The following is a 25680-nucleotide window of genomic DNA, read 5'->3' as shown; positions in this document are numbered from 1 at the left end:
AACATTTACTCTTTGGCCTCGACGTCGTACGGGGAGAAAAAACTACGGTCTGGCGAGGTGGCGAGCCAGAGACCGTCCAACCTTTCGGGTACCTCCCCGCGGCCTATCTCCGGTATCCCGGGCCCCTCAGGGCTCGGCCGGGAAGGGCGCTGGTCACTTTCCCTTCGTCCACGACGGGCACGCCATTGACGATGACGTAAGACACGCCGCTCGCAATCTGCTGCGGCTGCTCGTACGTCGAATTGTCAATGATCGTGTTCGGATCGAAGACGGTGATATCGGCGTACATGCCCGGCTTGAGCAGGCCGCGATCGTTCAACCCCACACGCTGCGCGGCGAGCGACGTCATCTTCCGGATCGCGAACTCCAGGGTAATGACCGAATCCTGTCTCACGTAGCGTCCGAGAATGCGCGGAAACGTTCCGAACCCGCGCGGATGTCCGCGCTCACCCCACTTGCCGAGCGAATCGGGGCTCACCGACCCGGCGTCCTGGCCGACCGACACCCATGGCTTCTGCATCGCCATGCGCAGGGCGTCCTCGTTGAACGAGAAGTAGATCGCGCTCGTTCTCCCCCGGTCCGCGATGAGAATGTCGAACGCCGCGTCGTATGCGTCGCGGCCATCGCCCATCATTTGGGCAATCTCGGTGAGCCGCTTGCCTTGATACTTCTTCAGCGAATCCACGCTCACCGAATTCACCATCGTCTTCTCTGCCGTGCGAATTCCCGCCGCCGAGTCCTCAGCGAGCTCCTTCCTGAGACGCGCGCGCACGGCTGGATCGTGCAGCCGCACGACCATCGAGTCGTTCCCGCCTTCCTGTACCCACGTGTTGAGCATGGCCGAGAGCCCGGTGCCGCTGGCGATGTATGGGTACTGGTCGGCGGTGACGTCTATTCCTGCCGCGCGGGCCGAATCTACAATCCGCAGCGCGTCGGCCATCTGCTCCGCCGAGCGCGACTTGATGTGCCTGATCTCGGCCCATGTTCCGGCCTCCGCCGCTATGCGGATCGTCTCGCGAACGGCGGACTGAAGCCCTGTTCCCTCGCTCCGGATATGCGCCGCATACCCGCCGCGCCAGGGAACCACGTACTTCGTGAGCGCGATGAGCTCTTCGGTGGAGAAGAAAGTGCTGGGCAGGTAGATGAGACCCGTGCCGAGTCCCATCGCGCCGTCGCGCATCGCCGAATCGATGAGCGCGCCCATCTGCGCCATCTCGGCCGCGGTCGGATGGCGTGTGAGCTCTCCCATCACGGCTTCGCGCACCGAGCTGGTTCCGACGTAGGTGCCGAGGTTGATGGCCGTGCCGCGTCGCTCGAGCTCGCGGAAGTAGCCATCGAGCGACTGCCACGGCTGACGCGGGTCGGGCGCTTCGCCAAGAGTGAGATTGGGCCACGCCGAGTGGACTTCACCGGTGATCTCGCTGGTGATGCCCTGCGTGATCTTGGAGACGGCGTGCGGACCGCGGAGAATGGTGTTCTCCGAGTGGCCGAGCATGTCTATGAAGCCGGGTGATACGACTTTTCCGCCGGCATCTATGACGCGCCTGGCCGTCATTCCGTTCAGCGACGGACCGACGTAGGCGATGCGGTCACCTCGCGTGGCCACGCTGCCTCGATACCATGGATTGCCGGTACCGTCCACGATGCGCGCGTTGGTGATGAGCAGGTCGTAGCCGTTTGCCGGAGTCGGCGCCGTCCGCACCAAAGGCGAGCATGCGGCAAGCACGAGAAATACGAAGCCACCCCATCCGAGTCGCGTCATTGTGATCCTGTTCGTGGCTGTTGTTACGAGACTTTTCGCGTCTTCTTCCGCAGGAAGTCCATGAGGATGAACTGGCCGAGCGTCATCGTGTTGGTGAAGTAGGCCTTTCCCCGGCTGATCTCGGAGACTTTCTTCACGAACTCGACGAGCGCGCGGTCGCGGGCGAGCATGAATGTATTGATCATGATCCCCGACCGGCGGCAGTTCGCCACCTCTTTCAGCGTCTCGGTCACCACGGCGAGGTCGAGCCCCATCGAATTCTTGTAGATGAGACCGTTGGGCAACGTCAGTGCGCTCGGCTTGCCATCGGTGATCATGACGATCTGCCGCATGTCCTTCTTCTGCCCCATGAGGATCCGGCGCGAGAGCTTGAGCCCTTCCGCGGTGTTTGTGTGATACGGCCCGACCTGCGCCTGTGGCAGAGTCGCGAGCGGAATCTCTTCGGCGGAGTCATGGAAGAGGACTACGCGGAGAGTGTCGCCGGGGAACTGCGTACGAATGAGATGGGTGAGCGCGAGGGCGACTTTCTTGGCCGGGGTGAATCTGTCCTCGCCGTAGAGGATCATCGAGTGCGAGGTATCGAGCATCAGCACCGTGGCGCAGGATGAGCGGTACTCCGACTGTCGAACCATCAGGTCACTGTAGTCGAGGTCGAGGGGAACTTCGATGGATCCCGTGCGAGCGAGCGAATTGAGCAGCGTCTGGTTGACGTCGAGGTTGAGCACGTCGCCGAACTCGTACGGCTTGCTCGATCCGTCGGCTTCGATGCCCGTGGCGAGGTAGGGAGTGTCGTGGCTGCCGAAGCTCGATTTGCCGAGGGAGCCGAGGATGGAGCGGAGCGACTTGTATCCGAGGAAGTCAATCGCCTTGTCGGTGAGATTGAACTGGACGCTCTTCGATGCGGCGTGTGCGAGACCGCCGGGGCCCGTGACCGACTGGTGTCCCGCCGGCACCTGGGGCGGCGCGTCGACGTTCAGGTAACCCTCGGCGGAGAGCCGCTGCACGAGATCGTCGAGGAGTTTCGCGAGCTTCTCTTCCGCGTCTTCGCCGCCGTCGCCGCGAAGCGCTTCGAGCAGCTCCGGGGTGAACTGGCCGCTCTCGATCAGCGCGTCGAGTATGGCTTGCTTGAGGGCTTCGAGAGAGCGATCCGCGTCCTCGTTGTAATCGCCCCACGGGTCGTGCTGCTGGCCTCCGGCGAACCCCGACTGGAGGAGGAAATCGGCCAGCTTGCCAAGCAGCGCCTGCAGGTCCACCGCGTCTGCCATCTCCGGGGAGAACCTGGAGTATGTATGGGAGCGCATCCCGGATAATAACCCGTTGCCCGTTGCCCGCTACCCGCTGCCCGCTGCCCGTTGCCCGTTGCCCGTTGCTGACAACTTCGGTGAACAGGTAACAGGTGACGGGTCACGGGTCACGGGTCACGGGTCACGGGTAGCGGGTAGCTGGTAACCGGCAGCGGGCAACGGGCAGCGGGTAACGGATCCTGTTTATTTTCTGACACGATGTCACCCCAGCCACGCTCATTGAACCCTTTCCGGGTACTCCGGGAGCACCGGAACTTCCGGCTCTTCTGGATCGGGCAGACGGTTTCGCTGATCGGCACGTGGATGCAGCAGGTGGGGCAGGGGTGGCTGGCGCTGCAGCTCTCGGACAGCGCGTTCATTGTCGGGCTCGTGAGCGCCGCCGGGTCTCTACCGATTCTGGTGTTCTCGCTGTACGCGGGCGTGGTGGTGGACAGGCGTGACAAGCTCCGGCTCGTGACAATCGCGCAGGTGCTGCTCTCGATCGAGGCGGTGGTGTTGTGGTGGGCGGTGTGGACAGGGCGGATCAACATCCCGCTGCTCCTTGCGCTGGCGGGGATCAACGGGCTCATCAGCGCGGTGGAGATTCCCGCGCGGCAATCGCTGATCGTCGAGCTTGTTGGGCGCGAGGACATCGTGGATGCCGTCGCTCTCAACTCCGGCGGCTTCAACCTCGCTCGCATCATCGGTCCGTCCATCGCCGCGGCGGTCATCGCCGGAGCGGGGCTCGCCTGGTGCTTCGCGATCAACGCGCTCAGCTACATCGCGGTGATCGGATGCCTGCTTGCCATTCGGCTGCCCAGGTTCATTCCGGTGGAGCGTCAGCTGACGGCGCTCAAGGAGTTCCGCGAGGGGCTCGCCTACATAAGGTCGAGGCGGGAAGTGACGGGTCTGATGGGGGTGATCGCCGTCTATTCGGTGTTCGGGTTCCAGTACCTGACGCTGATGCCCGTGATTGCGCGAGACGTCCTGCACACGGATGCCAGCGGATATGGGCTTCTGGTGACTTTCGTAGGCATCGGGGCGGTGTTCGGGGCACTGACTCTCGCCGCGCTGAGCGCCCGCGTGCGCAGAGGGCGGCTGTTCATGATTTCGGCAATCTCATTTGCGTCGCTGCTGCTGCTGTTCAGCTTCGTGAACGTGCGCCCGATCGCAGCGGGCGTGCTACTCTTCCTTGGCCTGACGATGCTCATCAACGGCGCGCTGGCGAACGGCATTCTCCAGTCCGTGGTGCCGGATGAATTGCGTGGCCGCGTGATGGCCGCCTACGTTTTCGTCTACGTGGGATTCACTCCGATCGGCTCGCTCATCGCCGGGTCTGTCGCGCGCGCCACCAGCGTGCAGTGGGCGATCGGAAGCGGAGCCGTGATCATGCTTTTCTATGCGGCGTGGGCGTTCTGGAAGTTTCCGGAGTTGCGGAGGGTATGATTCGGGCTTGCCCTGCGATAACCATCCGTCAACGAAATCGTCATGAACCGCGTTAGAGCGATATGACCTCCGGAACCGTTCCGCTGCCACTCTCGCCACAGCAGATTCGCGTCGTCATCGGCGGGCTGTTGCTCGTCCTGCTGCTGGCGGCGCTCGATTCTACCATCGTCGCCACGGCACTGCCGACGATCGTCGGCGAAATGGGCGGGCTCAGTCACCTGTCATGGGTCGTGACGGCGTACCTGCTGGCCCAGACCGTCGTCACTCCGCTTTATGGCAAGCTCGGTGATCTCTACGGGCGCAAGCGGATCGTTCAGGTGGCGATCATGATTTTCCTCGCCGGGTCGGCGCTCTGCGGGCTCAGCCGCAGCATGACGCAGCTCATCGCATTCCGCGCAATTCAGGGGCTCGGCGGTGGTGGGTTGATGGTCACGACACAGGCCTCGGTCGGCGATATCGTTCCGCCCCGCGATCGCGGCAGATACCAGGGAGTCTTCGGCGCGGTCTTCGGGCTTGCCAGCATCGCCGGCCCGCTCATCGGCGGATACTTCACGACGCATATCTCGTGGCGTTGGATCTTCTACATCAATCTCCCGCTTGGGATGCTCGCCCTCGGCGTCATCGCGGCAACTCTGCCGGCGGTCACGACGAGAGTGAGCCACGCGATTGACTACGCCGGGGCCGCGCTGCTTGCCGCGGGGTTGAGCGGACTCATCATCGTGACCGACCTCGGCGGCATGGCGTATCCGTGGGGATCGCCGGTCATCGTCGGCCTCTCGATAATCACCGCTGCGTCGCTCGCTGGATTCCTGCTCGTTGAGCGGCGGGCCGCCGAGCCCGTATTACCCCTCAGGCTGTTCGAGAACCGAGCGTTCGTGATATCCACCGTGGTGGGGCTGATCGTCGGCTTCGCTCTGTTCGGATCCGTGACCTACCTGCCGTTGTTTCTGCAGGTGGTGAAAGGCGAGAGTCCGACGGCGTCCGGGCTCAGAATGGTACCGATGATGGGCGGGATGCTCGTGTCGTCCATCATCTCGGGACAGGTCATCAGCCGCACGGGTCGGTACAAGGTCTTCCCGGTCATGGGCACGGCCGTGATGGTGGCGGGTCTGTTCATGCTGTCGCGAATGCGGCCGGACACGTCGCTTGCCACCGCTTCTCTCCTGATGATGGCGCTGGGGCTCGGCCTCGGGATGCTGATGCAGGTTCTGGTGCTCGTCGCGCAGAACTCGGTTGACTATCGCGATCTGGGAGTGGCGACTTCAGGGGCGACGCTCTTCCGTCTCATCGGCGGATCGGTGGGGACGGCGGCGCTGGGCGCCATCTTCGCCTCGCGGCTGAACGACATCTTCGCGCGTACTCTTCCGGCACACGGCGGACGCATCGGCGCGAACATAGATCCACGGACGCTTGCGAGGCTTCCCGCCGAGATAAGGCAGGTCTACGCGGCTGGGTTCACATCGGCGCTGAACACTGTGTTCGTCGTCGCGACAGCGATCGGAGTGCTCGGGTTTCTACTGGCGTGGATGCTTCCGGAGCACCCGTTGCGTGACACTGTCGCCGCCAGAGCGGGCGACGTGGGTGATGAGATGGGCGAGGTGTTTCCGATGCCGTCCGATACCGAGTCTGCCGAGCCGGCCGGCGATGCCGCGCGGGCAATGGATTGAGGTCCGATTAGGGGTAGGGACTGCAAAAAGGCCCGGAATCCGGTTATATTCAGACATAAGAAAGCGCTCCGCGCGGCGACTGCCGGCGGGGCGCTCACAGTATGCGACTCGTGATAAAAGGATGTGAAGTCTAGATGCCAAAGACAAAGACTCCGCAGGCCATCTATCAGCTCGAGAAGAAGCGGTCGGAGAAGGAACGTCGCGCTTCGCACACCGCGCTGATGGTGGATGCGAAGGCCGCGTTCGATCAGATGATCGAGGATGGCAAGGCGGCGCGAAAGGGTGGCCGGCCGAAAGGCAGCAAGACCCAGAAGGACTAAGGAACGAAGAGAGGCGGGCCGAAACGGCCCGCCTCTTCTGTATCAGGACCCACAAGTCCGGAATTCCACCACAACGCGAAACTCCCTTCGTTAACTGATGCCCTTCCTGATGGCGTCGGTCATCTTGTCCGCGAACGTATCTATCTCGTCCACGGTCGTGTAGACATTGGGCGTGATGCGCAGCCCATTGAACTCCGGGTGCAGGATCGGCGTGTTCACGATCCGGTGGTTCGACATCAGCCAGCTTCCGAGCTTGCCGAACTCGAGGCCCTCGACGCTCACGAGTGCGATCGCACCCGAATACGCGCTGTCGAGCGGTGTGAGAACCTTCACCCTCGGGCTCTCCGCGATCAACCGCTTCGCCCATCTGTCGCGCAGATAGCGCAGGCGCGCGATCTTGCGATCGCTGCCGATCCCGCGATGAAATGCCAGCGCGGCGGAGATTGCGTTGTGGTTCGCGGCGGGATGCGTTCCTATCTCCTCGTACTTCCGGATGTCGTTGTCCTGGCTCGAGGCCGCCGCCATCAGCGGCCACACCTTGCGCTGCTTTTCTTTCCTCACGTAAAGGAATCCGGTTCCTATGGGGGCCAGCAGCCACTTGTGCAGACTGGTTCCGTAGAAGTCCGCGCCGAGGTCGTCGCGCTTGAACGGGAAGTGCGCGAATGCGTGCGCGCCATCCACGAGCACCTCGATGCCGCGCGGTCTCGCGAAATCCACCAGCTCGCGGATGGGCATTATCTGCCCCGTGAGATTGGTGATATGGGGAAGCTCGATCACGCGCGTGTTCGGCGTAACTGCCGCCTTGAACTGCTCGAAGATGTACTGCTGCGACGGTGGCGGGACTTTGAACGACACCTGCTTCAGAACGATGCCGTCTCGCCTGACGCGCTGGTCCCACGCCGTCAGCATGCGTCCGTAGTTCTGGTTGGATACCACGACCTCGTCGCCGCGCCTGAGATCGAAACCCATGATCATGATCTCGTTCGCCTCGGACGCATTCCGCGTGATCGCCATCTCCTCCGGATCGCAGCCGAATTCGCGGGCGAGATCCCGCCGCACGCTCTCGATGCGCGGCTCGAGCACGCGCCACATGTGCTCGACTGGCAGCTCGTTCGTGAACCTGAGATCGCGGATCATCGCCTCGAGCACGTGACTCGGCGTCGGGCTGATGCCGCCGTTGTTGAGGTTGATCATCGTGCGATCCACGTCGAACGCGCGCTGGATCTCGCTCCAGTACGATTCGTCGTCCGCCACCGACTCCGGCGGGCGATTCCCGGCGATCACGTTCGCGCGAAATAGCGAGCCGATGGCGCTCTCGCGGAACATCGCCGTGCTGCCGAGGCCCGCGGCCGCCATGCCCGATACGAAACTGCGCCGTGTGGTCATGTGAACCGCTCCCAGTGTGATTGTGCTAGCCCTGCGGGCCGCACTCCTCCAGAAAGCCGTCCCTTATGAAGGGGACCGGAATCTGGCCCTGCGCCATGAATCTTTCGTGAAATGTCCTGGCCGTGAAGGACGCGCCCATCTTCGCCTTGCACGCCTCGCGGAGCCCGATGATCGAGTTCTTTCCGAGGTTGTACGTGATCGCCTGGGTCGGCCACTTGGAATACCTGTAGATGGCGCGTGTTGCCGAATCGAACGCCGCCTTCGCCGCCGGATTCGTCGCTGCGCCGAGGCGCGCACCGGGAGTGAACTGGACGTGCTCGGTGAAGTAGTCAATCGCCTGATCGAACGTCATGCGTCCCGTGTGCATGCCGACGTCAACGCGAATGCGCACGGCGCGCAACAGCTGGCCCTGCAGCTCGTAGAGATACTCACCAGGCGAGTAGAAGCCGTACTTGTGGTTGGCGACGGGCTCGGACATCAGCTCTTCGCTGTAGAGGCCCCACCCCTCGGTCGCCATCGAGTCGCTCCACATGGACGATGAATCCTCAACGGCCCCCGGCGTGAGCCAGCGAATGTTCGAGATCTCGTCCTTGTGGTCTGTCATGTAGCGGAAATGCCAGTCGTGACCGGGGAACCCCTCGTGAACGGCGGTGTCCGCGACCGACGAGAAGTTGTTGAGCTTGAGATCTTCCGGATTGTTGCCCGTTGGAGTCAGATAGAATCGGCCAACGCCCGTCTTCCTGTAGGGCGGCGCGGGGTAGTACGCCGCATCTATCGTGCTCTGAAGAACCGGCGGCGTGGGCACGACGTCGAGACGATATGTGGCCGGCACGTCGAACAGGTTGTGCTCACGGCCGTACGCGACCGCGCGCGCTCCGGCGTCCCTGTACCACTTGAAGAGCTGATCGTCGTTCTTCGGCGAGTCCTTCGACAGAAACTCCATCACCCGCCTGACGCTCGCGTAGTTATCGGCGTCGGTGCCGAACGGCAGATTGAGCTTCGCGTTGGTGGAGAATTCGCGCGCCACGTCCACGATCTTTCCAGTGTACAGCGCGACCTGCGATGCGCCATACTCATAGAGCTCGGCGGCGCTACGCGGATCCTGCACCACGTTGTGCACGCGCCACTCGTACTCGCGCTCACCGGCGGCGAAGCGATCCACTGTCTCGTTCACGTCGTACGTCTGGCCGAGGAACGCGGCGAACTGTTCCCACGCATTGGCGGCGGTCATGCCGGCGCCCGTGATCTGCGCGCGCATGGTAGCGGCGAACGGGCGTGAGCCGATGAACTGCTGCGCTGTCTTCGGTAGAGTGGTGCGGAAATACTCCGCGTTTGCATGGCTCCCGTTGATGCCATCGCGCTGCACCATCCGCCGGTCGGGAATGATGCCCGCCTTCTTTCCCGAGAGAAGGTTCGTCTTCGCGACCTCGAGGTACCCGGCGACAGTCATCGTGCGAGTGACGACCTGTTGCCAGTCGGGCTCGTTGCCGAGCAGTCCACCGGGCAGCTCCACCATCTGCTGAATCTGCCAGTCCACGCCGCGGAACGGCTCCCCCACATAAGTGTCGAGCGAGCGCTGGTGATAGTGAAGATCGCCGATCTGATGGATGAGAAAGTCGAGCTGGGCCGACATCAGCCGATGATCGGCGCGATCGCGGGCCGTCATGCCGGTCGTCGGTATCTGCCCGATGGATGCGCGCAGCGACCGATAGAATCTCAGCTCCGCGTTGAGCGACGACGCGCGATAATCCCGCAGCCGCGCATTGGAACCGGCGAGTGATGGACTATAGCCGTCTCCGCCGAGGTACGTGGACGTGACGGGGTTCTTTTCCAGGTGATAGAGGAAGTACCTGTCACGCAGCTCGGCGAACGTACCGGGAAGAATTGCGGGACGTGGGATGCCCCCGGGTCCCGGCGGAGGCGCGCACGCCTGGACGTTGCGGAGAATTCCGAAACCTGCGGCTGTCATGCCGGCGCTTCGTACGAAGGACCGTCGGTTCATCGCTCTGTGAGATACCGTGCTCGAAGCACGTCAATGTGGTGAGTCTCATGGCCCGCGGTGATCCACGCGAGCGCGCGGACAGAGACCTCGAACCCGTTCGCGATTCCGCGGCGCGTCATCGCTTCCTCGTCGAGCCCGGCGAAAAGATACAGCGAGGCACGCCTGACGTGCTCGAGCCCGCTCGCAAGATCGGCGAGACTCGTGCGCGCGAACGGCGCGTTGCTCACGTACGCATTCTCGTCGAATCCTGCCACCGGCGTCGTGTCTGCCCGGGAGAACCGGAGCGCACGGTACGCGAAAACACGCTCGGCGTCGGCGATGTGACCGATCACTTCGCGGATGCTCCATTTGCCGGGGGCGTAACGATGATCGCCGAGTGATTCCGGAATGGACCGGAAGAGCTCGAGCGACTCCGAGATCTGGCGGTCGAGTGTTTCCACGATGTCGCCGTCCGGAACGCGCGCGATATAGCTGGCGTAGTAGGATGCGTATTCACCGGCGACCGGTCTGATCGAACGAAAGGGCGAGCTCACAAGGCGGTCCTCCTGTGCTGTCTGGTTACAAGCTTTCGGAGCAGCGATAATTGATGTGGCGGTGCATCGGTCGGCGGCGGTTCTTCGATACCATATAAAGCACGCCGATGAACGGGCCTGCAAGACTTCCGTTACCCGTTACCCGTTGCTGCACCACAATCCACTTGGACAAAAAAAAGCGCCCGCGGGGCGCGCCTTTCGTTTATTGCGTCGAGCAGCCGGGCTCAGCTTGCCCGCAACGCCCTCTCGGCGGGGGCGTCCTCGACCAGCGTCGGGAGCTGCCACGAATCGGCGAGGAGCTTCTGGAAGCAGTGCTTGGGAACGATCTCCACGCCCTGCGCAGCAAGGCGGTCGTAGCGCGCCAGCTTCTCCGGATAGCGCGAGATGGACATCGGCTCGTAGTCCAGCGAAAGGAAGAACCGGTCGCTCAGGCTGAGCGCGAAGAGCTCTCCAATATCGCGGGAGCGGGCGAGGCGCTCGACGCCTAGTACGACGTCGGTTCCCAGACCCTTGCCGAGCTCCGCCTTTGCCACCGCAACCGAGGCGACCTCGGCCAGCGACGGGGAGTACTCCTCCAGGGCCGCGCAGGCGACGACACGGGTGCCGGAAGTCGCGACGACGTAATTGTCAACGTTCATCGCCACCTGCTGCAGAGTGCGGGGCAGCATCAGCCCTTCGGCCGCGTAGCACGATACCATCTCCCAGATCTGGTCGGCGTCGGCGCGAGTGGCGTTGCGAACGACGGGCCGGGAAGGCTCATTCGGGGTGGCGGAGAAAGGAAGGGTCACTGGTGAGTGATTATGCACAAAGAATGTATAAATAATCAGCCAGTGCTACGCAAGGGTCTTTTGACGCAAGGGTCTTTTGACCCCCGTTGGACCGGGCAAGCGGACCCGGCTTGGATAGTTCCATGCATGGGGCCTTATTGCTCTCCTGACTCACCCCCTCACCGAATCCGCACCCCGCATGAACTTCGATTCAATCGTCCGCCGCGTCTCGGCTGCAGCTTTTGCCCTCGTCCTGGCAGCGTGCTCCAACTCCCCGGCGCCGCAGACCGCTCCCGCCTCAGCGGTGCGTGCACAGTGGCCGGAGCGAGCTGTCAGGAGGGACATCCCGATATGGCCGTCCATCCGGAAGGCATACGCCGCGGGCACCCGCGATTCGACCGGCGCTCCGGGGCGGAATTACTGGCAGCAGCGCGTGGACTACCGGATAGACGCGACGATTGATGCTGCCACGAACCAGCTTCGCGGAAGCGAGACGATCACGCTCCACAATTCGACGCCGGACACGCTGAAGACAGTCGTGCTTCGGCTGTATCAGAACTACTTCACGCCCCTCGTGAAGAGGAACGGCAACGTCACCGACATTACCGACGGCGTGACGGTGGACAAGCTCTCGGTGAACGGGACGTCTATCTCGATGACCGACCGGCAGCAATATCGTCTCGATGAGCGCATCGCCACGGTGACGCCACCCGCACCGATTCTCCCGGGCGCGTCGGCGACAATCGATGTCGCGTGGCGATTCACGGTGCCCGCTGTGGACACGACACGTCGCGGCCAGCGAATGGGGCGGTACGGCAGCTATCTGTACCAGATCGCGCAGTGGTACCCGCAGGTCGCGATGTACGACGACCTGCGCGGCTGGGACCTCGACCAGTACCTCGGGTATGGCGAGTTCTACAACGAGTTCGGAAGCTTCGACGTACGAATCACGGTTCCGGGCGGCTGGCTCCTCGGCGCGACCGGCGAGCTGCAGAATCCGGCCGAGGTGCTGTCACAGCGCACTCGCGACCGGTTGGCGATGGCGATGCGGACGGACACCACGATCCACGTCGTCGAGGCGAGCGAGCGCGGCGCCGACGCCACCGCGCCCGGCTCCACTCTCACATGGCACTTCAACGCGCCGATGGTGAACGACTTCGCCTTCGCGGTATCGCGTGATTACGTGTATGACGCGACGCACGCAGCGATTCCGGGGAAGGGGATCGTCCCCGTTCACGTCCTGCACCTGCCGCAGCACACAGCGTACAGGACGAACAACACCGCCCAGTTCGGACGGAAAGCGCTCGAGCAGCATTCGGCCTTTCTCTTTCCTTACGAGTTCTCGCAGGGCACAATCGCCGATGGACCGGAGACGGGGATGGAGTACCCGATGATCATCTTCAACGGGTCGGGCCTCGGTGTCACGGTCCATGAGTTCGGGCACCAGTGGTTCCCGATGATGGTCGGCTCGAACGAGACGCGGCATGGGTTCATGGACGAGGGATTCAACGGGTACATAGACGCGCCCGCCGTGGCGGCGATCAACAATGCGCCGGTGAACTGGCAGACCCGCGCGGCCGGCTACCGTCGCGTCGCGGGATCCGATCTGGAAGCGCCGATGATGTGGCCGAGCAACTATGCGGGTCCGAATGCCTCCGTCGCGACTTACAGCAAGCCGGAGATCGCGCTCAACGCGCTTGGCGGGATCGTGGGTGATTCTGCGGTGCGGCGGGCGTTCGCCAACTATGCGGTTCAGTGGAAATACAAGCACCCGTCGCCATGGGATTTCTTCATGTCCATGAACCAGTCGCTCGGCCGCGATCTCGGCTGGTTCTGGTATGGCTGGTTCTTCACGAGCTACACGGTGGATCAGTCCATCGAGTTGGTGACGACGCAGGACGGAGAAGCAGCGATCACCGTTCGTGACAAAGGCGATCTGGCGATGCCGGTGATCGTGCGAATTGACTACGCGGACGGCACGAGCCGGACGGAGACGCTGCCGGCGGAGCAGTGGTTCACCGGCACCCGGATGCTCGCTGCCCGAGTCCCGCTCGGTGGAAAGGCTATCAAGTCGGTCACGCTCGACCCGGACAATCGCTTCCAGGATCTGGATCGGTCGAACAACAGCTGGAAGCCGTAACGGAGCGCTACGAGATTCTCCGAGTCATCGAGCGCCTGGCTTTCCTCATCGGGATCTATCTCTTCGCGTATACCGCCGTGTGGCCCGCCTCAATCTCCGGCTTCACGCCGTACTTCTGCTTTACCGCCGAGAGGTCGGGCATGTCCATGGTTTCGACCTTGAAGCCGTTCTGCTCGAGGTGCTTCACCCACTCCGTGCAGCAGTCGCAGCTGGCGTCCTTGTAAACCTTGATAGGGACGAGAGACGCAGAAGACGCAGAGGGTTCCTCTTCAGTCCTCTTCGATTGGAGCCTTTGCTTCGAGCCATGCGCGCCAGCCGCCGGCCATCGACGCGACGTTGGTGTAACCCATCTTCTGAAGCGCATCGGCAGCCAGAGCGGCGCGGAAACCGCCGCCGCAATACAGGATCAGCTCGGCGTCCTTGTCCGGCACCGTCTTTTCGATGTCGCGCTCGATGATCCCCTTGCCGAGGTGATCGGCGCCTTTCGCGTGGGCCGCCTCCCATTCGTTGTCCTCGCGCACGTCAATCAGTCGCGCGCTGCCCCCGTTGACCGCCCTGAGCGCTTCCCCGACCGTCACTTCGCGAACGCGGGACTTTGCGTCCGCGACGATTGCGAGGAAGCCCGGGGAATGCAGATGCACGCTCATTTTTTTCCGTCGAGCTGGGCGATCGTCTTCGTGGATGGCTGTCGCGACTTCTGAAGACGTGCCGCGACCTCCTCCGCCTTCGCGAACGCGCGGAGCACATTCTCTCCCGCCAGCTTCTTCATGTCTTCATCCGACCAGCCGCGATGCGCGAGCTCGGCGAAGAGCGCCGGATACTTCGATACGTCCTCGAGTCCCTGGATGACTTCGGTGATGCCGTCGAAGTCGGCACCGATGCCGATGTGATCGATTCCCGCCACGTCCCGCATGTGCTCGATGTGGTCGGCGACCTGGGTCAGCTTGACGACGGGCCGCGGATGACTGGCGCGCAGCGCGTCCATCTCCCGCTTGATCGCCGCCGCGTCGCCGGCAAGCCGGAGACGGATATCCTGCGCGGCGCGGTTGAAGTCGGCCTCGTTGTCGGCGAACTGCTTCGAGATGAAGCTCGGCACGAACGTTATCATCGCCACGCCGCCGTTCGTCCGCAGGCGCGTCAGGATCGAATCGGGAATGTTGCGCGGAACGTCAACGAGAGCGCGCGAGTCCGAGTGCGAAAAGATCACCGGCGCCTCGCTCACGTCGAGCACATCGCTCATCGCGGCCGGAGAAACGTGCGATAAGTCCACGAGCATTCCCAGCCGGTTCATCTCGCGCACAACTTCCTTGCCGAACTCCGTGAGTCCGTCATGCTTCGCCGAATCGAGCGCCGCATCGGCCCAGTCGAGCGTGACATTGTGCGTCAGCGTCAGGTATCGCGCGCCGAGGGCGTAATACGACCGCAGTGCGCCAAGCGAGTTCTCGATAGCGTGGCCGCCTTCCATCCCGAGTAGCGATCCGATCTTCTTCTTCCTGAATGCGTCGCGGATGTCGCTCGAGCTGAGCGCGAGTTGGAGGCGATCGGGATACATCGCGATGAATCGTCGCGCTATGTCGAACTGCTCGAGCTGGATTCGCGCGTAGCCCGAGTCCTTCGCTTCTCCGGGGATGTAGAGGGACCAGAACTGCGCGCCGACCATTCCCTGCTTAAGGCGCTCGAGATCGGTATGCCCGCGCGTGCGCTGTCTCAGATCGTAAGCGGCGACGTCGAGCGGTGCTTTCGCATCTTCGCGAATCGCCCACGGAAGGTCGTTGTGGCCATCTATGAGCGGCGTCGAGGCGAGAACCCTTCGCGCCCTGGCGAAGTCCTTCTCAGTTGCCTGGGCGGACATGACGGATGCGCTCATGGTGGTGAGCGCGACTAGTGTGATCAAGCATCTCATGGACTCGTTCCAGGCTGAGGAAACAGGGGGAGTGCAAAACATAACGCGCTGGACTGGCCTACTCCATGTGGGTAGAATCCGCCCATGACTCAAGACCCCGCAAAACCTCTGGATTTCGGCGACCAGCAGTCGCTCGACGACGCCGTCTCCGTGAGTGCGCGAGGGCTGCACGAATCCGGCATCCTGAAAATCACCCGCCAGGTCCGCGGAATGCTCGCCAGCGGCGAGACGGTGGTGAATCTGAGTGTCGGTGATTTCGACCCGCGCTATTTTCCGATCCCGAAGAGGCTCGCGCAGGCGATTCAGGACGCCGTGGCGCGCGGCGAGACCAACTATCCGAACCCGGAGGGCCTTCCCGTCCTCCGGCAGGCGATTTCCGATTACGTCTTCAGGACTGCCGGTGTCCGATATCCGCTGGACGCAATCGTCGTCTGCAGCGGCGGGCGCCCGGTTCTCTATGGCGCCTATCGCGCGATCGTGAATCCCGGCGACAAGGTCGTCTTTTCGGTACCATCGTGGCAGAACGACGCGTACTCGTGGCTGACAGGCGCCCAGTCGGTCGTCATCGAAGCGACAGTGGAAACCGGATTCCAGCCCACCGTCGAGCAGTTTCGCCCGCACCTCACCGATGCGACGATGATCTGCATCTGCTCTCCGGGGAATCCGACCGGTACGGTCATGAGCGAGGAGCAGCTGGGCGACATCCTGCGCGCGGTCGTGAGCGAGAATCGCGCGCGCGAGGCCACCGGCAGGCGCCCCATCTTCGTCCTCCACGATCAGATGTACGGCGCTCTCGTCTCCAAGGGGCAGAAGCACGTCTATCCCGCGGCGCTCGTGCCGGAATCGGCGCGCTACGTCATCTCGGCCGACGGCGTCTCCAAGGCGTACGCCGGCACCGGCCTGCGGCTGGGATGGATGCTCGTGGCCCCCGCGATCGGCGCGCGCATTCGCGACCTGCTGTCGAACGCCGGCGCGTGGGCGCCGCGACCGGAGCAGGTTGGTGTCGCCGCCTTCCTCAACGACCCCGATGCGATAGCCGATTTCAGGGAGGAGATGGACGCCCGGCTCGCCGAGCGCCTGCACGCGATGCACGAGGGCTTCGAGGCGCTGAAGTCCGAGGGCTACCCGGTGGATTCGATCAACCCTCAGGGCGCCATCTACTTCTCGGCGCAGTTTCGGCTGCATGGGAAATCATTCGATGACAGGACCCTGACCACGGACGAGGACATTCGTGTCTTGCTGCTGGAGCGGGGGGGCGCCGCGGTCGTCCCGTTTCAGGCATTCGGTGTGCGGGCGAATACCGGCTGGTTCCGACTTTCCGCGGGCGCGGTTTCCATGGACGAAATCCAGGTCCTCTTCCCCCGCATCAAGGCGCTGCTGGACCAGGTCAGCTAGCTCGGAAGGCGCAAAAAAAATCGCGCGTGGCTGAAACTATCGGCTGGCCGGCTGCGTCCGGACATGATGTTCTTCGATCCCCGCGCCATTTTTCTTCTGATCGTGCTGGTCGGCGTCACCGGCTGGGTCGCCAAGAGCCTGATTGTCACCTGGTACAACCTGAGCCGCGGAGGAAAGACCTCCGGCGACAGCCTCCGAGAGATGGAAGAGCGGCTCAAGCAAGTGGAAGCCGTGACGAGCGGTCTCATCATGGACATGACCAGTATGCGCGAGAAGGAGCGCTTCATGGCTCGGCTCCAGGCGAGCGCCAGCACTCACGAGGCTCAGGGGAAGTCCGACGTGATGAAAACCAGCGAGCTCTCTCCGATGGTGACCCAGAGCATCCCCGTAGTTCCGAGAGCCCGCTCGCCGCGCAACTGACTACGGATGCGAGACGCGCTTCGTCCCGCCGTCAAACCGCGCCTGCACAGCCCGTCCAGCGACCCCTTGAAACCGCAACGTGTCCGCCGTACACTCTGTCTTCATAACGGCTGCCCTCGTGTTGGCGTTAACGTGTTCTCGGTAAACCCGTTATCCCACACGAGGCAGCCGTTTTCAATACCTATCGTATCGTGAGAAATCCGGGCTAGCGCAGCTCTCGAGATGAACGTGAACGTCATCCAATTAACTGGAGATATGTCGAAAAAGGCAGGGATTATTCGGCGGATGCGGCGGCCCCTGCTCGCCGTGGTGCTCGCGGCCGCAGCGCTGTTCCTCGACGCCTTGCCCGTGCCGGCACAGACGAACACCGGCGGAGCGAGCGAGGTGTTCGCCGGCAGCGTTCTCGAATCGTATCTGAGATACCTGCAGACCGCCGGAAAATCCGCCAGTTATCCGTTCGGAATTCGCGGGTTCTCACCCGCCGAGATAGACCGCCTTGCGCCGAAGGACACGCAGCACCCCTGGGCAAGGCGCTATTCCCTCGGCAGCGGCACGCAGTCCGGTTTCCGTTGGGACGTCGTGCGTCCGGCCTTGAGCTTGAATGTGAACAGCGCATTTCCCTTCGGCGGTAACGACGGCCCGGTGTGGAACGGCAGGGGCCTGACCACTTCGGTGCGCATGGGAATCGCCGCGCGCTACGGCGCATTCTCGGCGGTACTCGCCCCTGTCGCGTTCCGCGCCGAGAACCAGAGCATCGCGCTGATGCCGAACGGTGCAACGGGACGTCTGCGGTTCGCCGATGGCGGATTTCCAACCGCGGTGGACAGGCCGCAGACATTCGGGACACAGCCTTACATGCGGCTCGATCCGGGCGAGAGCACCATCCGTGTCGATTTTCTGGGAGCGACTGCGGGAATCTCGACCGCCAGCCAATGGTGGGGTCCGACCTCGGAATTCTCTCCGATACTCGGCAACAATGCGGGGGGATTCGCGCATGTTTTTCTCGGCACGTCGTCGCCGGCCAGCATCGGGTTCGCCAGCCTGCACGGTCGTGTCGTGTACGGTTACCTCGAGCAGTCAGCGTGGTCGCCTGTCACGGGATCCACTTACTGGGTGAACTCCACCGAGACCGGGACACGCCGTTTCATGGCTGGACTCGTCGGTCTCATGCAGGTGCGAGGGCTCCCAGGACTGGAGATTGGCGGCACCCGGTTCTTTCACGCGGCCAACCTTCGCGGCGGACTGAGCAGCCACAATCTGCGTCTGCCCTTTCTGGGACTGCTCAAGAACAGACTGCCGGTGGAAGCCGACACCGCTTTCGGGGAAACACGCGGCGTGAAAGAGAACCAGCTTGCGTCGGTTTTCGTGCGAATAGCTCCACCGGGCAGCGGGTTCGACCTGTACGGTGAGTTCGCCCGCGAGGATCACAGCGCCGACCTGCGCGATTTTCTGCTCGAGCCCGACCATGCTTCCATGAGCAACGTGGGCTTCCGCAAGGCGTGGCTGTCGCCGACTGTCATGAGCGCGTTACGCGCGGAGTTCTTCACCTACGAGGCTCCCGGGGGAGTTCAGACGCGGGAAATGGGAGAAGGGGGAGTGTACATACACTCCGTGCTGAAGCAGGGTCACACGCAGCGGGGACAGCTCCTCTCCGCCGACGTAGGGCCTGGGAGCGGCAACGCCCAGATACTTGCGTTCGATCGTTTCACGACGAGGGGGAGAGTGACCGGCTACGCGCGAAGAGTGGTCGCGCACGAGTCGGCGGAACCTGATGTCCTGAACACGCTCGGCGGCGAGATGACCCGCTTCGTGGGCCCGGTGGATGTGACTGTGCAGGGATCGCTCACCTTCGATCTCAACCGGAATCTTCAGTCCGACAAAACCAACGTCGGTCTCGGAGTCTCGGTTCGCTACGGAGCCTGGTGACCGCCGCGCTTCACCAGAGTCAGGATCGTATAGACAGCTACGGGCTCCTGATTCTGATTCGTCACCTCGACGTCCCACGCGACGACACCTTGCGGCACGGTATCAGGTGGCGTCTCCTTCGCCGTCTTCTGCTTGCAGGTGAGGCGCACCTGAATCGTGTCGCCGACGTGCACGGGCTTCACGAACCGCAGATTGTCGAGACCATAGTTCGCGAGCACCGGCCCCGGCGCGGGATCCACGAAAAGCCCGGCCGCGGCTGACAGAACGAAATAACCGTGCGCGACGCGCTTCTCGAACAACGACTCTCTGGCCGCGATGTCGTCCATGTGGGCGTAGAAAAAATCGCCGCTGATCCCGGCGAAGTTCACGATGTCGGCCTCGGTGATCGTGCGCCGGTGCGTGATCAGCGTGTCGCCGATCTCGATTTCGTCGAAGTACTTCCTGAACGGATGGATGCGATCGGTTGGCTGCGCGGCTCCCTTGATCCATTCATTGGAGATGCGCGTGAGCGTTGTCGGCGATCCCTGCAGCGCGGTGCGCTGCATGTAGTGCAGCGCGCCGCGAGCTCCGCCGAGCTCCTCGCCGCCCCCCGCGCGCCCTGGTCCGCCATGCACCAGACCCGGAAGCGGAGATCCATGGCCCGTGGATGATTTCGCCGTGGTCCTGTCGGCGATCATGATCCGCCCATGGTGCGACGCGGTGCCGAGCACAACCTCGCGCGCCACCCGGTCGTCGGACGTGAACAGCGAGCCCACGAGACTGCCGCGGCCGAGCTTCGCCAGCTCGATGGCCTCCTCGATGCTCGAGTACGGCATGACGGTGTTCACCGGCCCGAACGCCTCGACGGTGTGCGGTGCGTCAACGCTGAATGGAGAATCGCAGTAGAGCAGCGTCGCCGGGAAGAAAGCACCCTTCGATTTGTCGCCGGCCGCTACATCAAAGTTGTCCGGATCTCCGTACACCAGCTCCGATCCGTCCTTCAATCGCTCGACGCTCTTCCGGATGTCCGCGACCTGCGCCTTGCCGGCGAGCGGCCCCATCCTGATGCCCTCAACCTGCGGATCACCAACTTTCACCCCGCCGAGCCGCTTGCTGACGGCCTTGATGACATCGTCCACCATCGGGGCGGGCACGATGGTGCGGCGAATGGCGGTGCATTTCTGCCCCGCCTTCACGGTCATCTCGCGCACGACTTCCTTCACGAAGAGATCGAATTCCTCGGTGCCGGGCTTCGACTCGGGTCCGAGCATCGAGAAGTTGAGCGAGTCGGCTTCCTGATTGAACCGCACCGAATTCTCGACGATCGCCTTTCCCGCCTTGAGCTTCCGCCCGGTGGTCGCGCTGCCGGTGAAGGTGACGACATCCTGTCCGGTTACGTGATCGAGCAGATCACCGGTCGCGCCGACGATGAGCTGAAGCGCACCCTCGGGCATGATGCCCGACTCGATCATCGCGCGCACCATCCCTTCGGTGAGATAAGACGTGATGGTCGCGGGCTTCACTATCGCGGGCATGCCGCCAAGGAAAGTCGGCGCGAGCTTTTCGAGCATTCCCCAGCACGGGAAGTTGAATGCGTTGATGTGGACGGCCGTTCCCTCGAGCGGTACGCAGATGTGCCTGCCGACGAACGTGTTGTCCTTGGACAACTGCTCGACGCTCCCGTCCAGGAAGAACGTCTCGTTGGGGAACTCGCGGCGCCCCTTGCTGGCATAGGCGAAGAAAGTGCCGATGCCGCCTTCGATGTCTATCCAGGAATCGGTCTTCGTTGCACCGGTGGCTTCGGAGAGCTTGTAGAACTCATCCTTCCGGTCCATCAGGTACCTGGCCATCTCCTTCAGCATCCGCGCGCGCTCATGGAACGTCATTGCGCGAAGCTTCGGACCGCCGGTGTTGCGGCCGTAGTCGAGCATGCCTTTGAAGTCGAGACCTTCGCTCGTCGCTTCGCCGATCTTCTCGCCGGTGACGGCGTGCACGAGATCGGTGCCCTTTCCGGTGCCTTCCACCCACTCGCCCTGCGAGTAGCTCCTGAGTCTCGCCATTGCTATTCCTGTTCGCCGGTTCTGGGCGATGTCTCTCGCCACGTCCTGTAGCTCGTCTGCTGGCTCGGCCGGTCGGGCTCGGCCTCGTGCAGCGGCTCGGTGGGTTTGAGCGTCGCGCGCATCTGCGCGGGAAGCGACTGATAGAGCCGCGTCCCTTCGCTCTTCCACTCGATCATCTCGTCGCTCACATCCTTCACGATCTTCGCCGGGTTTCCCACCACCACCTTTCTGTCGGGTATCTGCATCCCGGCCGGGACGAAACACAGCGCGCCGACGATGCACTCGGCGCCGACGACAGCGTTATCCATCACGACTGCATTCATCCCGATCAGCGAGTTCCGGCCGATGCGAGCGCCGTGAACGATCGCCCCGTGCCCGATGTGCGCGCTCGTTTCGAGCACGACCGTCACGCCGGGGAACATGTGCACGGTGCAGTTCTCCTGAACGTTGCATCCGTCCTCGATGACGATGCCGCCCCAGTCGCCGCGGATCGCGGCACCGGGTCCCACATACACGTCGCGTCCGATGATGACGTTGCCGGTCACGGTCGCGTTTGGGTGAATGAACGCGGACTCGTGGATCACCGGTCGGAATCCGTCGAACTCATAGATGTTGTGCGGCGCCGGTTCCTTCCGGATCACGCTTCAGACCCGCTCGATGATCGTCGCCATTCCCTGGCCGACGCCGATGCACATCGTGCACAGCGCATACCTGCCACCCGTCTGCCGGAGCTGATGAGCGGCGGTCAGGAGCAGCCGCGCTCCCGACATACCGAGAGGATGACCGAGCGCGATGGCACCACCGTTCGGATTGACGCGCGGATCGTCGTCGTCGAGCCCGAGCTCACGCATGCACGCCAGGGACTGTGCGGCGAAGGCCTCGTTGAGCTCGATGACATCCATCTGCTCGAGCTCGAGCCCCGCCTTCGCCAGGGCCATGCGCGAGGCGGGGACCGGCCCCATCCCCATGATGCGCGGCTCGACTCCAGCGGCGGCGGACGAAACGATGCGCACCATCGGATCGAGGCCGAGCCGGGCGACGCCTGCTTCGGACGCGATGAGGAGCGCCGCGGCTCCGTCGTTGATGCCTGAAGAATTGCCCGCAGTCACCGTGCCTTTGCCGTCCGTGCGGAACGCCGGCTTCAGCTTGGCGAGTATCTCGAGAGTCGTATCGGGTCGGATGAACTCGTCCGCGGCAAAAACAGTCGGCTCCTTCCCGCGCTTGTCCGCCGGAATCGTGACGGGCGCAATCTCGCGCTCGAACCGTCCCTCAGCGCGCGCGGCGCTGGCCTTCCGCTGCGAATCGCACGCGAAAAGGTCCTGGTCGGCGCGCGACACACCGAACTGTTCGGCTACGTTCTCTGCAGTCTGGCCCATCGAGTCAATGCCGTACCTGTCACGCATCTTCGGATTCACGAAACGCCAGCCGATGCTCGTGTCGAACAGCTCGGCGTTGCGAGCGAACGGCTGCGCCGACTTCGAGAGCACGTAAGGCGCGCGCGTCATGTGCTCGACTCCGCCCGCAACGTAGAAGTCGCCGTCGCCGAGCGAGGCGGCGCGGGCGGCGTTGACGACGGCGCTCATTCCCGATGCGCACAGGCGGTTCACAGTCTCGCCCGGCACCGAAGCCGGCAGGCCGGCAAGGAGCAATGCCATCCGCGCGACGTTGCGATTGTCCTCGCCCGCCTGATTGGCGCAACCCATCACCACGTCTGCGATCGTTGCCGGATCGACGGACGCATTGCGCTCCATGAGGCGCGCGATCACGTGCGCCGCGAGGTCGTCGGCGCGCACGGTGGAGAGGGACCCCGAAAAGCTGCCCACCGGGGTACGGATTCCGTCCACAATGAATGCATTTGTCATCACGCGTCAAAATCTAAGGGCATGGGGACTGGTGCGAGGGACTGTGGGCCGGGAATGGCGCATCCGGCGGTTGGTGCCGCGAAGCGACACGGCATGCTCACGTCACTGGGATTTCGGGGGCGGGAAATGGATGTCGCTGACGGGCAGGTGGATAGCGAAGCTGACTTTCACACGCCGTCACGGCGGTTGCCGACGGTGCGTTGGCGCGAAAGCTTCCCAACGCCGATCGTGAATGGCCCTGGTTCTATCTGTTCCCGGCGACCCGGACATTCGTCGACCTTTTGGGCGTGGCGCGGCGGCACCATCTTCACGAGACGCAGGTGCAGCGCGCGGTTCGTGATGCTACGACTGAGGCGAAAATAGGAAAGCGTGTGACCTGTCACGTGTTTCGCCATTCGTTTGCCACCCATCTTCTCGAGAGTGGCGCGGACATCCGAACGATTCAGGAGCTGCTCGGTCATTCCGATGTTCGGACCACGATGGTGTACACGCACGTACTGAATCGCGGCGGACTGGGTGTCCGCAGTCCCGCGGACCGACTCTGACGCTCAGCGCCGGCGGGCACACGTCTCCGCGCGGATGCTCAGCCAGATTCTGGAGGTCAGCGGAATTAGGCAGCGAGCCCGTGCTGTCTAAATTATCGAGCGACCTGGATCGTCGTTCGTAAGTGCCAACCGCTAGAGGGGATTGCGGCGTTGTGGAATTCTCGTCCGATCCTAGACAGCGAGCATTGTTGCGTTTCGACCTGGCTCGCTGCATAAGATGGATGTCTAATTGGCGTTAGGCGTCAGCAGCAGGTCACGTTCCGCAATTTGAATGGCCGATGACTCGAGTCCGCCTTAGCGAAATCCTCGATGGCATGGACGTTCAGTCCGACCAGATGACGTCATACCTGCATCGTCCCACTGGGCGAGTCCTATGGGTGAGCGAGGAAGCGCTCGGCGCTGCAGACGAAGATGACGAGAACTCGGTAGAGCCTGAAGAACTTGCTGACGCCCGGGCGATCTTGGGTGGCGGTGATGAGTATCTTGCCCTCCCGGATCGTTTTGAGATAGACGAGTATCGGATGATGGAAGGGTTTGCCACGGAGATTGAAGACTCGCACCGGCGTGATGAAACGCTCGCGTCGTTACGCGGCGCGAAGGCATTTCGGCGCTTTAAAGACACCGTACACCGGCTTGGGCTTTCGGATGCGTGGTATGCCTTTCGTGAGCGTGCCTACACGGACGTGGCGCGAACTTGGTGCGAGGCGAACGGTATCGAGCTTGATTCTCTCCCCAGTGACGCCTAACACTCGCTGAAGCTGCCAGGCGATCTAATGAAGCTCGCTTCGCTCGCATTTTATTTGATTCGCCTGCAGCTTAGCTGAAGGCATTCGATGGCACAGTAAAATTGGCTAACTCAATAGGAGGCACACCGCAAATGAATCCAAACAAGGCTCTTTGGGAAAAGGGAGACTTCACTCACATCGCCGAAACCATGAGAGCAAGCGGCGAAGCGCTCGTCGCAGGCTTAGGCATTACAAAGGGGCTCAAGGCCCTGGATCTCGGATGCGGAGATGGAACGACGGCCGTGCCGACGGCAAAGCTCGGGGCGGACGTGCTCGGTGTCGATATCGCGAGCAACCTTGTCGATGCCGGGAACAAGCGGGTGTCAACACTTGGCTTGAAGAACTGCAGGTTTCAGGAAGGTGACGCGAGCAATCTACACGATCTGAAGGATGACACGTTCGACCTCGTCGTCAGCATATTCGGAGCTATGTTCGCGCCGAAGCCCTTTGATGTCGCCAAGGAGATGGTGCGCGTAACCCGGACCGGAGGCAGGATCGTCATGGGAAACTGGATTCCCAACGATCCGACGCTAGTCGCGCAGATCTTAAAGATCAGCTCCTCATACTCACCGCCGCCGCCAGAAGGCTTTGTCAGTCCGATGACGTGGGGTATCGAGGGCAGCGTAATCGAAAGGTTCGGAGGCGCGGGTATATCAAGAGAACAAATCTCATTCGCCAAAGACACATGGGTCTTCAACTATCCTGGCCCCGCATCCGGGTTCGTAGACGCGTTCAGGAACTATTACGGCCCGACCATGAATGCCTTCGAAGCTGCGGGCAAGAACGGTCGAGCTTCCGATCTGCTGAGGGAACTCGAAGAACTGTTCACACGCCAGAACACTGCGTCGGACAAGAATACGACCTCGATCCCGGCCACGTTCCTGCGCGTCACAGTCATGGTCTGAGAGCGCAGGGCCCTTGAGTGTAGCCGAACGACCGCGATTGGCTATTCTCGGCCTCCTGAGACCGTCGTTGTGCCACCGAACAACGGCATGCAGCGGACGGCGCTCTGCGCCGCCGCTGATGCCGAGCGTTGATATGACTGGGCTGGTGTCAAGGGGGCGTGTGGGGGCGTGTGGGGGCGTGTGCAATAATTGGCATCGATGAGATGGTCGATGTCCAGCGAGACGAGAGTGAGAACAACACCAGCGAACAGCCAATCCCTGAGGTGGAAAACCGGAGGCGCCTGCGGCGGCTTCGACGATGAATCCTGCTGATATACGCCGATTGCGAAATCGCTTTCACAGAGCGGCAAGAACTGGATTCGTCCGGAGCAGGCTCATTCTAGGCACGGGGATTCGGTCGCGAAGAGCAACAGATCGACCTTACCGCATAACGCCCTCGAGCGTCCTCCAAATCGTGCCGCAAGCTGACCCTCCGGGTCCTCCACGTCAGGGACACGGCATTCGCATGAGTTCATTTTAGTTCATTGAAGACGTAGACGGGATCTGGGCTGCGGGACGCTCCCGCATCACGGCCCAGAGAAAACCGACAAGCTC

Annotated in this window: 22 protein-coding genes; 10 read left to right on the top strand and 12 right to left on the bottom strand. The window is 62.8% G+C overall.

Translation table 11 applies throughout. The features are described from left to right. Positions 1 to 103: 103 nt before the first annotated feature. Together Q7S20_06310 and Q7S20_06305 are read right to left on the bottom strand one after the other, a co-directional pair. Positions 104 to 1762 carry a D-aminoacylase gene (locus Q7S20_06310; protein MDO8501437.1) on the bottom strand — a complete coding sequence of 553 codons (1659 nt, stop codon included), beginning with the start codon at positions 1760 to 1762 and terminating at the stop codon, positions 104 to 106. A 23-nt stretch (positions 1763 to 1785) separates the two neighbouring features. Beyond that, positions 1786 to 3027, bottom strand: a complete 1242-nt coding sequence (locus tag Q7S20_06305) for a VWA domain-containing protein (protein ID MDO8501436.1) — start codon at positions 3025 to 3027, stop codon at positions 1786 to 1788. Positions 3028 to 3285: 258 nt separating this feature from the next. Between Q7S20_06305 and Q7S20_06300 the strand changes: the two genes are divergently transcribed. The 3 genes from Q7S20_06300 to Q7S20_06290 all read left to right on the top strand — a co-directional run bounded on the left by Q7S20_06300 (position 3286) and on the right by Q7S20_06290 (position 6478). Then, positions 3286 to 4491 carry an MFS transporter gene (locus tag Q7S20_06300; GenBank protein ID MDO8501435.1) on the top strand — a complete coding sequence of 402 codons (1206 nt, stop codon included), beginning with the start codon at positions 3286 to 3288 and terminating at the stop codon, positions 4489 to 4491. A gap of 62 nt (positions 4492 to 4553) precedes the next feature. Continuing rightward, positions 4554 to 6158 (top strand): MDR family MFS transporter, encoded by a 1605-nt coding sequence (locus Q7S20_06295; protein ID MDO8501434.1) that lies wholly within the window; start codon positions 4554 to 4556, stop codon positions 6156 to 6158. Positions 6159 to 6292: 134 nt separating this feature from the next. After that, positions 6293 to 6478 (top strand): hypothetical protein, encoded by a 186-nt coding sequence (locus tag Q7S20_06290; protein MDO8501433.1) that lies wholly within the window; start codon positions 6293 to 6295, stop codon positions 6476 to 6478. A 90-nt stretch (positions 6479 to 6568) separates the two neighbouring features. On the opposite strand, the gene Q7S20_06285 is transcribed toward Q7S20_06290, so the two are convergent. From Q7S20_06285 to Q7S20_06270, 4 genes are all read right to left on the bottom strand, one after another. Beyond that, positions 6569 to 7864 carry an aminotransferase class V-fold PLP-dependent enzyme gene (locus tag Q7S20_06285; GenBank protein MDO8501432.1) on the bottom strand — a complete coding sequence of 432 codons (1296 nt, stop codon included), beginning with the start codon at positions 7862 to 7864 and terminating at the stop codon, positions 6569 to 6571. 25 nt (positions 7865 to 7889) lie between these two features. Continuing rightward, a complete protein-coding gene (locus Q7S20_06280) occupies positions 7890 to 9833 on the bottom strand; it encodes a DUF885 domain-containing protein (protein MDO8501431.1) in 1944 nt (647 codons plus the stop codon). Between the two features lie 29 nt (positions 9834 to 9862). Then, the gene (locus Q7S20_06275) at positions 9863 to 10399 is read right to left on the bottom strand and encodes a DinB family protein (GenBank protein ID MDO8501430.1); all 537 of its coding nucleotides are present in this window, start codon (positions 10397 to 10399) and stop codon (positions 9863 to 9865) included. A 224-nt stretch (positions 10400 to 10623) separates the two neighbouring features. Beyond that, the gene (locus Q7S20_06270) at positions 10624 to 11187 is read right to left on the bottom strand and encodes a hypothetical protein (GenBank protein MDO8501429.1); all 564 of its coding nucleotides are present in this window, start codon (positions 11185 to 11187) and stop codon (positions 10624 to 10626) included. Positions 11188 to 11365: 178 nt separating this feature from the next. On the opposite strand from Q7S20_06270, the gene Q7S20_06265 reads away from it, so the two are divergent. Beyond that, on the top strand, positions 11366 to 13306 hold the full coding sequence (locus tag Q7S20_06265) for a M1 family metallopeptidase (protein ID MDO8501428.1): 1941 nt from the start codon (positions 11366 to 11368) through the stop codon (positions 13304 to 13306). Positions 13307 to 13361: 55 nt separating this feature from the next. Here the strand turns inward: Q7S20_06265 and Q7S20_06260 are convergent, their stop codons facing one another. The 3 genes from Q7S20_06260 to Q7S20_06250 all read right to left on the bottom strand — a co-directional run bounded on the left by Q7S20_06260 (position 13362) and on the right by Q7S20_06250 (position 15200). Next, entirely contained in the window at positions 13362 to 13493 is a 132-nt protein-coding gene (locus Q7S20_06260) for a hypothetical protein (protein MDO8501427.1), read from the bottom strand. 82 nt (positions 13494 to 13575) lie between these two features. After that, positions 13576 to 13953 carry a rhodanese-like domain-containing protein gene (locus Q7S20_06255; protein MDO8501426.1) on the bottom strand — a complete coding sequence of 126 codons (378 nt, stop codon included), beginning with the start codon at positions 13951 to 13953 and terminating at the stop codon, positions 13576 to 13578. Further along, positions 13950 to 15200, bottom strand: a complete 1251-nt coding sequence (locus Q7S20_06250; GenBank protein ID MDO8501425.1) for a dipeptidase — start codon at positions 15198 to 15200, stop codon at positions 13950 to 13952. Before Q7S20_06250 ends, Q7S20_06255 begins: the two co-directional genes overlap by 4 nt. Before the next feature lie 93 nt (positions 15201 to 15293). On the opposite strand from Q7S20_06250, the gene Q7S20_06245 reads away from it, so the two are divergent. From Q7S20_06245 to Q7S20_06235, 3 genes are all read left to right on the top strand, one after another. Beyond that, the gene (locus Q7S20_06245) at positions 15294 to 16604 is read left to right on the top strand and encodes an aminotransferase class I/II-fold pyridoxal phosphate-dependent enzyme (GenBank protein ID MDO8501424.1); all 1311 of its coding nucleotides are present in this window, start codon (positions 15294 to 15296) and stop codon (positions 16602 to 16604) included. Between the two features lie 63 nt (positions 16605 to 16667). Then, entirely contained in the window at positions 16668 to 17024 is a 357-nt protein-coding gene (locus tag Q7S20_06240; protein ID MDO8501423.1) for a hypothetical protein, read from the top strand. Positions 17025 to 17309: 285 nt separating this feature from the next. After that, positions 17310 to 18950: a capsule assembly Wzi family protein gene (locus Q7S20_06235; protein ID MDO8501422.1), complete on the top strand. Its 1641-nt coding sequence runs from the start codon at positions 17310 to 17312 to the stop codon at positions 18948 to 18950. On the opposite strand, the gene paaZ is transcribed toward Q7S20_06235, so the two are convergent. From paaZ to pcaF, 3 genes are read right to left on the bottom strand one after another with little or no spacing between them, the layout of a single operon-like run. Then, the gene (paaZ, locus tag Q7S20_06230) at positions 18935 to 20989 is read right to left on the bottom strand and encodes a phenylacetic acid degradation bifunctional protein PaaZ (protein MDO8501421.1); all 2055 of its coding nucleotides are present in this window, start codon (positions 20987 to 20989) and stop codon (positions 18935 to 18937) included. The two genes, Q7S20_06235 and paaZ, sit on opposite strands and share 16 nt — an antisense overlap. 2 nt (positions 20990 to 20991) lie before the next feature. Then, positions 20992 to 21630, bottom strand: a complete 639-nt coding sequence (locus Q7S20_06225) for a transferase hexapeptide repeat family protein (GenBank protein ID MDO8501420.1) — start codon at positions 21628 to 21630, stop codon at positions 20992 to 20994. Between the two features lie 3 nt (positions 21631 to 21633). After that, on the bottom strand, positions 21634 to 22851 hold the full coding sequence (gene pcaF / locus Q7S20_06220; protein ID MDO8501419.1) for a 3-oxoadipyl-CoA thiolase: 1218 nt from the start codon (positions 22849 to 22851) through the stop codon (positions 21634 to 21636). A gap of 287 nt (positions 22852 to 23138) precedes the next feature. Between pcaF and Q7S20_06215 the strand changes: the two genes are divergently transcribed. The 3 genes from Q7S20_06215 to Q7S20_06205 all read left to right on the top strand — a co-directional run bounded on the left by Q7S20_06215 (position 23139) and on the right by Q7S20_06205 (position 25086). Then, positions 23139 to 23396 (top strand): tyrosine-type recombinase/integrase, encoded by a 258-nt coding sequence (locus Q7S20_06215; GenBank protein ID MDO8501418.1) that lies wholly within the window; start codon positions 23139 to 23141, stop codon positions 23394 to 23396. Between the two features lie 278 nt (positions 23397 to 23674). Then, the gene (locus tag Q7S20_06210; GenBank protein MDO8501417.1) at positions 23675 to 24142 is read left to right on the top strand and encodes a UPF0158 family protein; all 468 of its coding nucleotides are present in this window, start codon (positions 23675 to 23677) and stop codon (positions 24140 to 24142) included. A 131-nt stretch (positions 24143 to 24273) separates the two neighbouring features. Next, positions 24274 to 25086 carry a class I SAM-dependent methyltransferase gene (locus Q7S20_06205; GenBank protein ID MDO8501416.1) on the top strand — a complete coding sequence of 271 codons (813 nt, stop codon included), beginning with the start codon at positions 24274 to 24276 and terminating at the stop codon, positions 25084 to 25086. Positions 25087 to 25680 lie beyond the last annotated feature (594 nt).

The sequence above is a fragment of the Gemmatimonadaceae bacterium genome (assembly GCA_030647905.1).
In the GTDB taxonomy this organism is placed as follows: domain Bacteria; phylum Gemmatimonadota; class Gemmatimonadetes; order Gemmatimonadales; family Gemmatimonadaceae; genus UBA4720.
The sequence above is the reverse complement of the archived record's forward strand: the minus strand, read 5'-3'. Positions and strand labels throughout refer to the sequence as shown.

Bases quoted from the DNA above. Each gene is read 5' to 3' on its own strand.
- Q7S20_06305 (MDO8501436.1), bottom strand. From the start codon at position 3,027: ATGGCAGACGCGGTGGACCTGCAGGCGCTGCTTGGCAAGCTGGCCGAT.
- Q7S20_06310 (MDO8501437.1), bottom strand. From the start codon at position 1,762: ATGACGCGACTCGGATGGGGTGGCTTCGTATTTCTCGTGCTTGCCGCA.
- Q7S20_06290 (MDO8501433.1), top strand. From the start codon at position 6,293: ATGCCAAAGACAAAGACTCCGCAGGCCATCTATCAGCTCGAGAAGAAG.
- Q7S20_06265 (MDO8501428.1), top strand. From the start codon at position 11,366: ATGAACTTCGATTCAATCGTCCGCCGCGTCTCGGCTGCAGCTTTTGCC.
- Q7S20_06240 (MDO8501423.1), top strand. From the start codon at position 16,668: ATGATGTTCTTCGATCCCCGCGCCATTTTTCTTCTGATCGTGCTGGTC.
- Q7S20_06245 (MDO8501424.1), top strand. From the start codon at position 15,294: ATGACTCAAGACCCCGCAAAACCTCTGGATTTCGGCGACCAGCAGTCG.
- Q7S20_06280 (MDO8501431.1), bottom strand. From the start codon at position 9,833: ATGACAGCCGCAGGTTTCGGAATTCTCCGCAACGTCCAGGCGTGCGCG.
- Q7S20_06255 (MDO8501426.1), bottom strand. From the start codon at position 13,953: ATGAGCGTGCATCTGCATTCCCCGGGCTTCCTCGCAATCGTCGCGGAC.
- pcaF (MDO8501419.1), bottom strand. From the start codon at position 22,851: ATGACAAATGCATTCATTGTGGACGGAATCCGTACCCCGGTGGGCAGC.
- Q7S20_06285 (MDO8501432.1), bottom strand. From the start codon at position 7,864: ATGACCACACGGCGCAGTTTCGTATCGGGCATGGCGGCCGCGGGCCTC.
- Q7S20_06295 (MDO8501434.1), top strand. From the start codon at position 4,554: ATGACCTCCGGAACCGTTCCGCTGCCACTCTCGCCACAGCAGATTCGC.
- Q7S20_06235 (MDO8501422.1), top strand. From the start codon at position 17,310: ATGCGGCGGCCCCTGCTCGCCGTGGTGCTCGCGGCCGCAGCGCTGTTC.
- Q7S20_06210 (MDO8501417.1), top strand. From the start codon at position 23,675: ATGACTCGAGTCCGCCTTAGCGAAATCCTCGATGGCATGGACGTTCAG.
- paaZ (MDO8501421.1), bottom strand. From the start codon at position 20,989: ATGGCGAGACTCAGGAGCTACTCGCAGGGCGAGTGGGTGGAAGGCACC.
- Q7S20_06205 (MDO8501416.1), top strand. From the start codon at position 24,274: ATGAATCCAAACAAGGCTCTTTGGGAAAAGGGAGACTTCACTCACATC.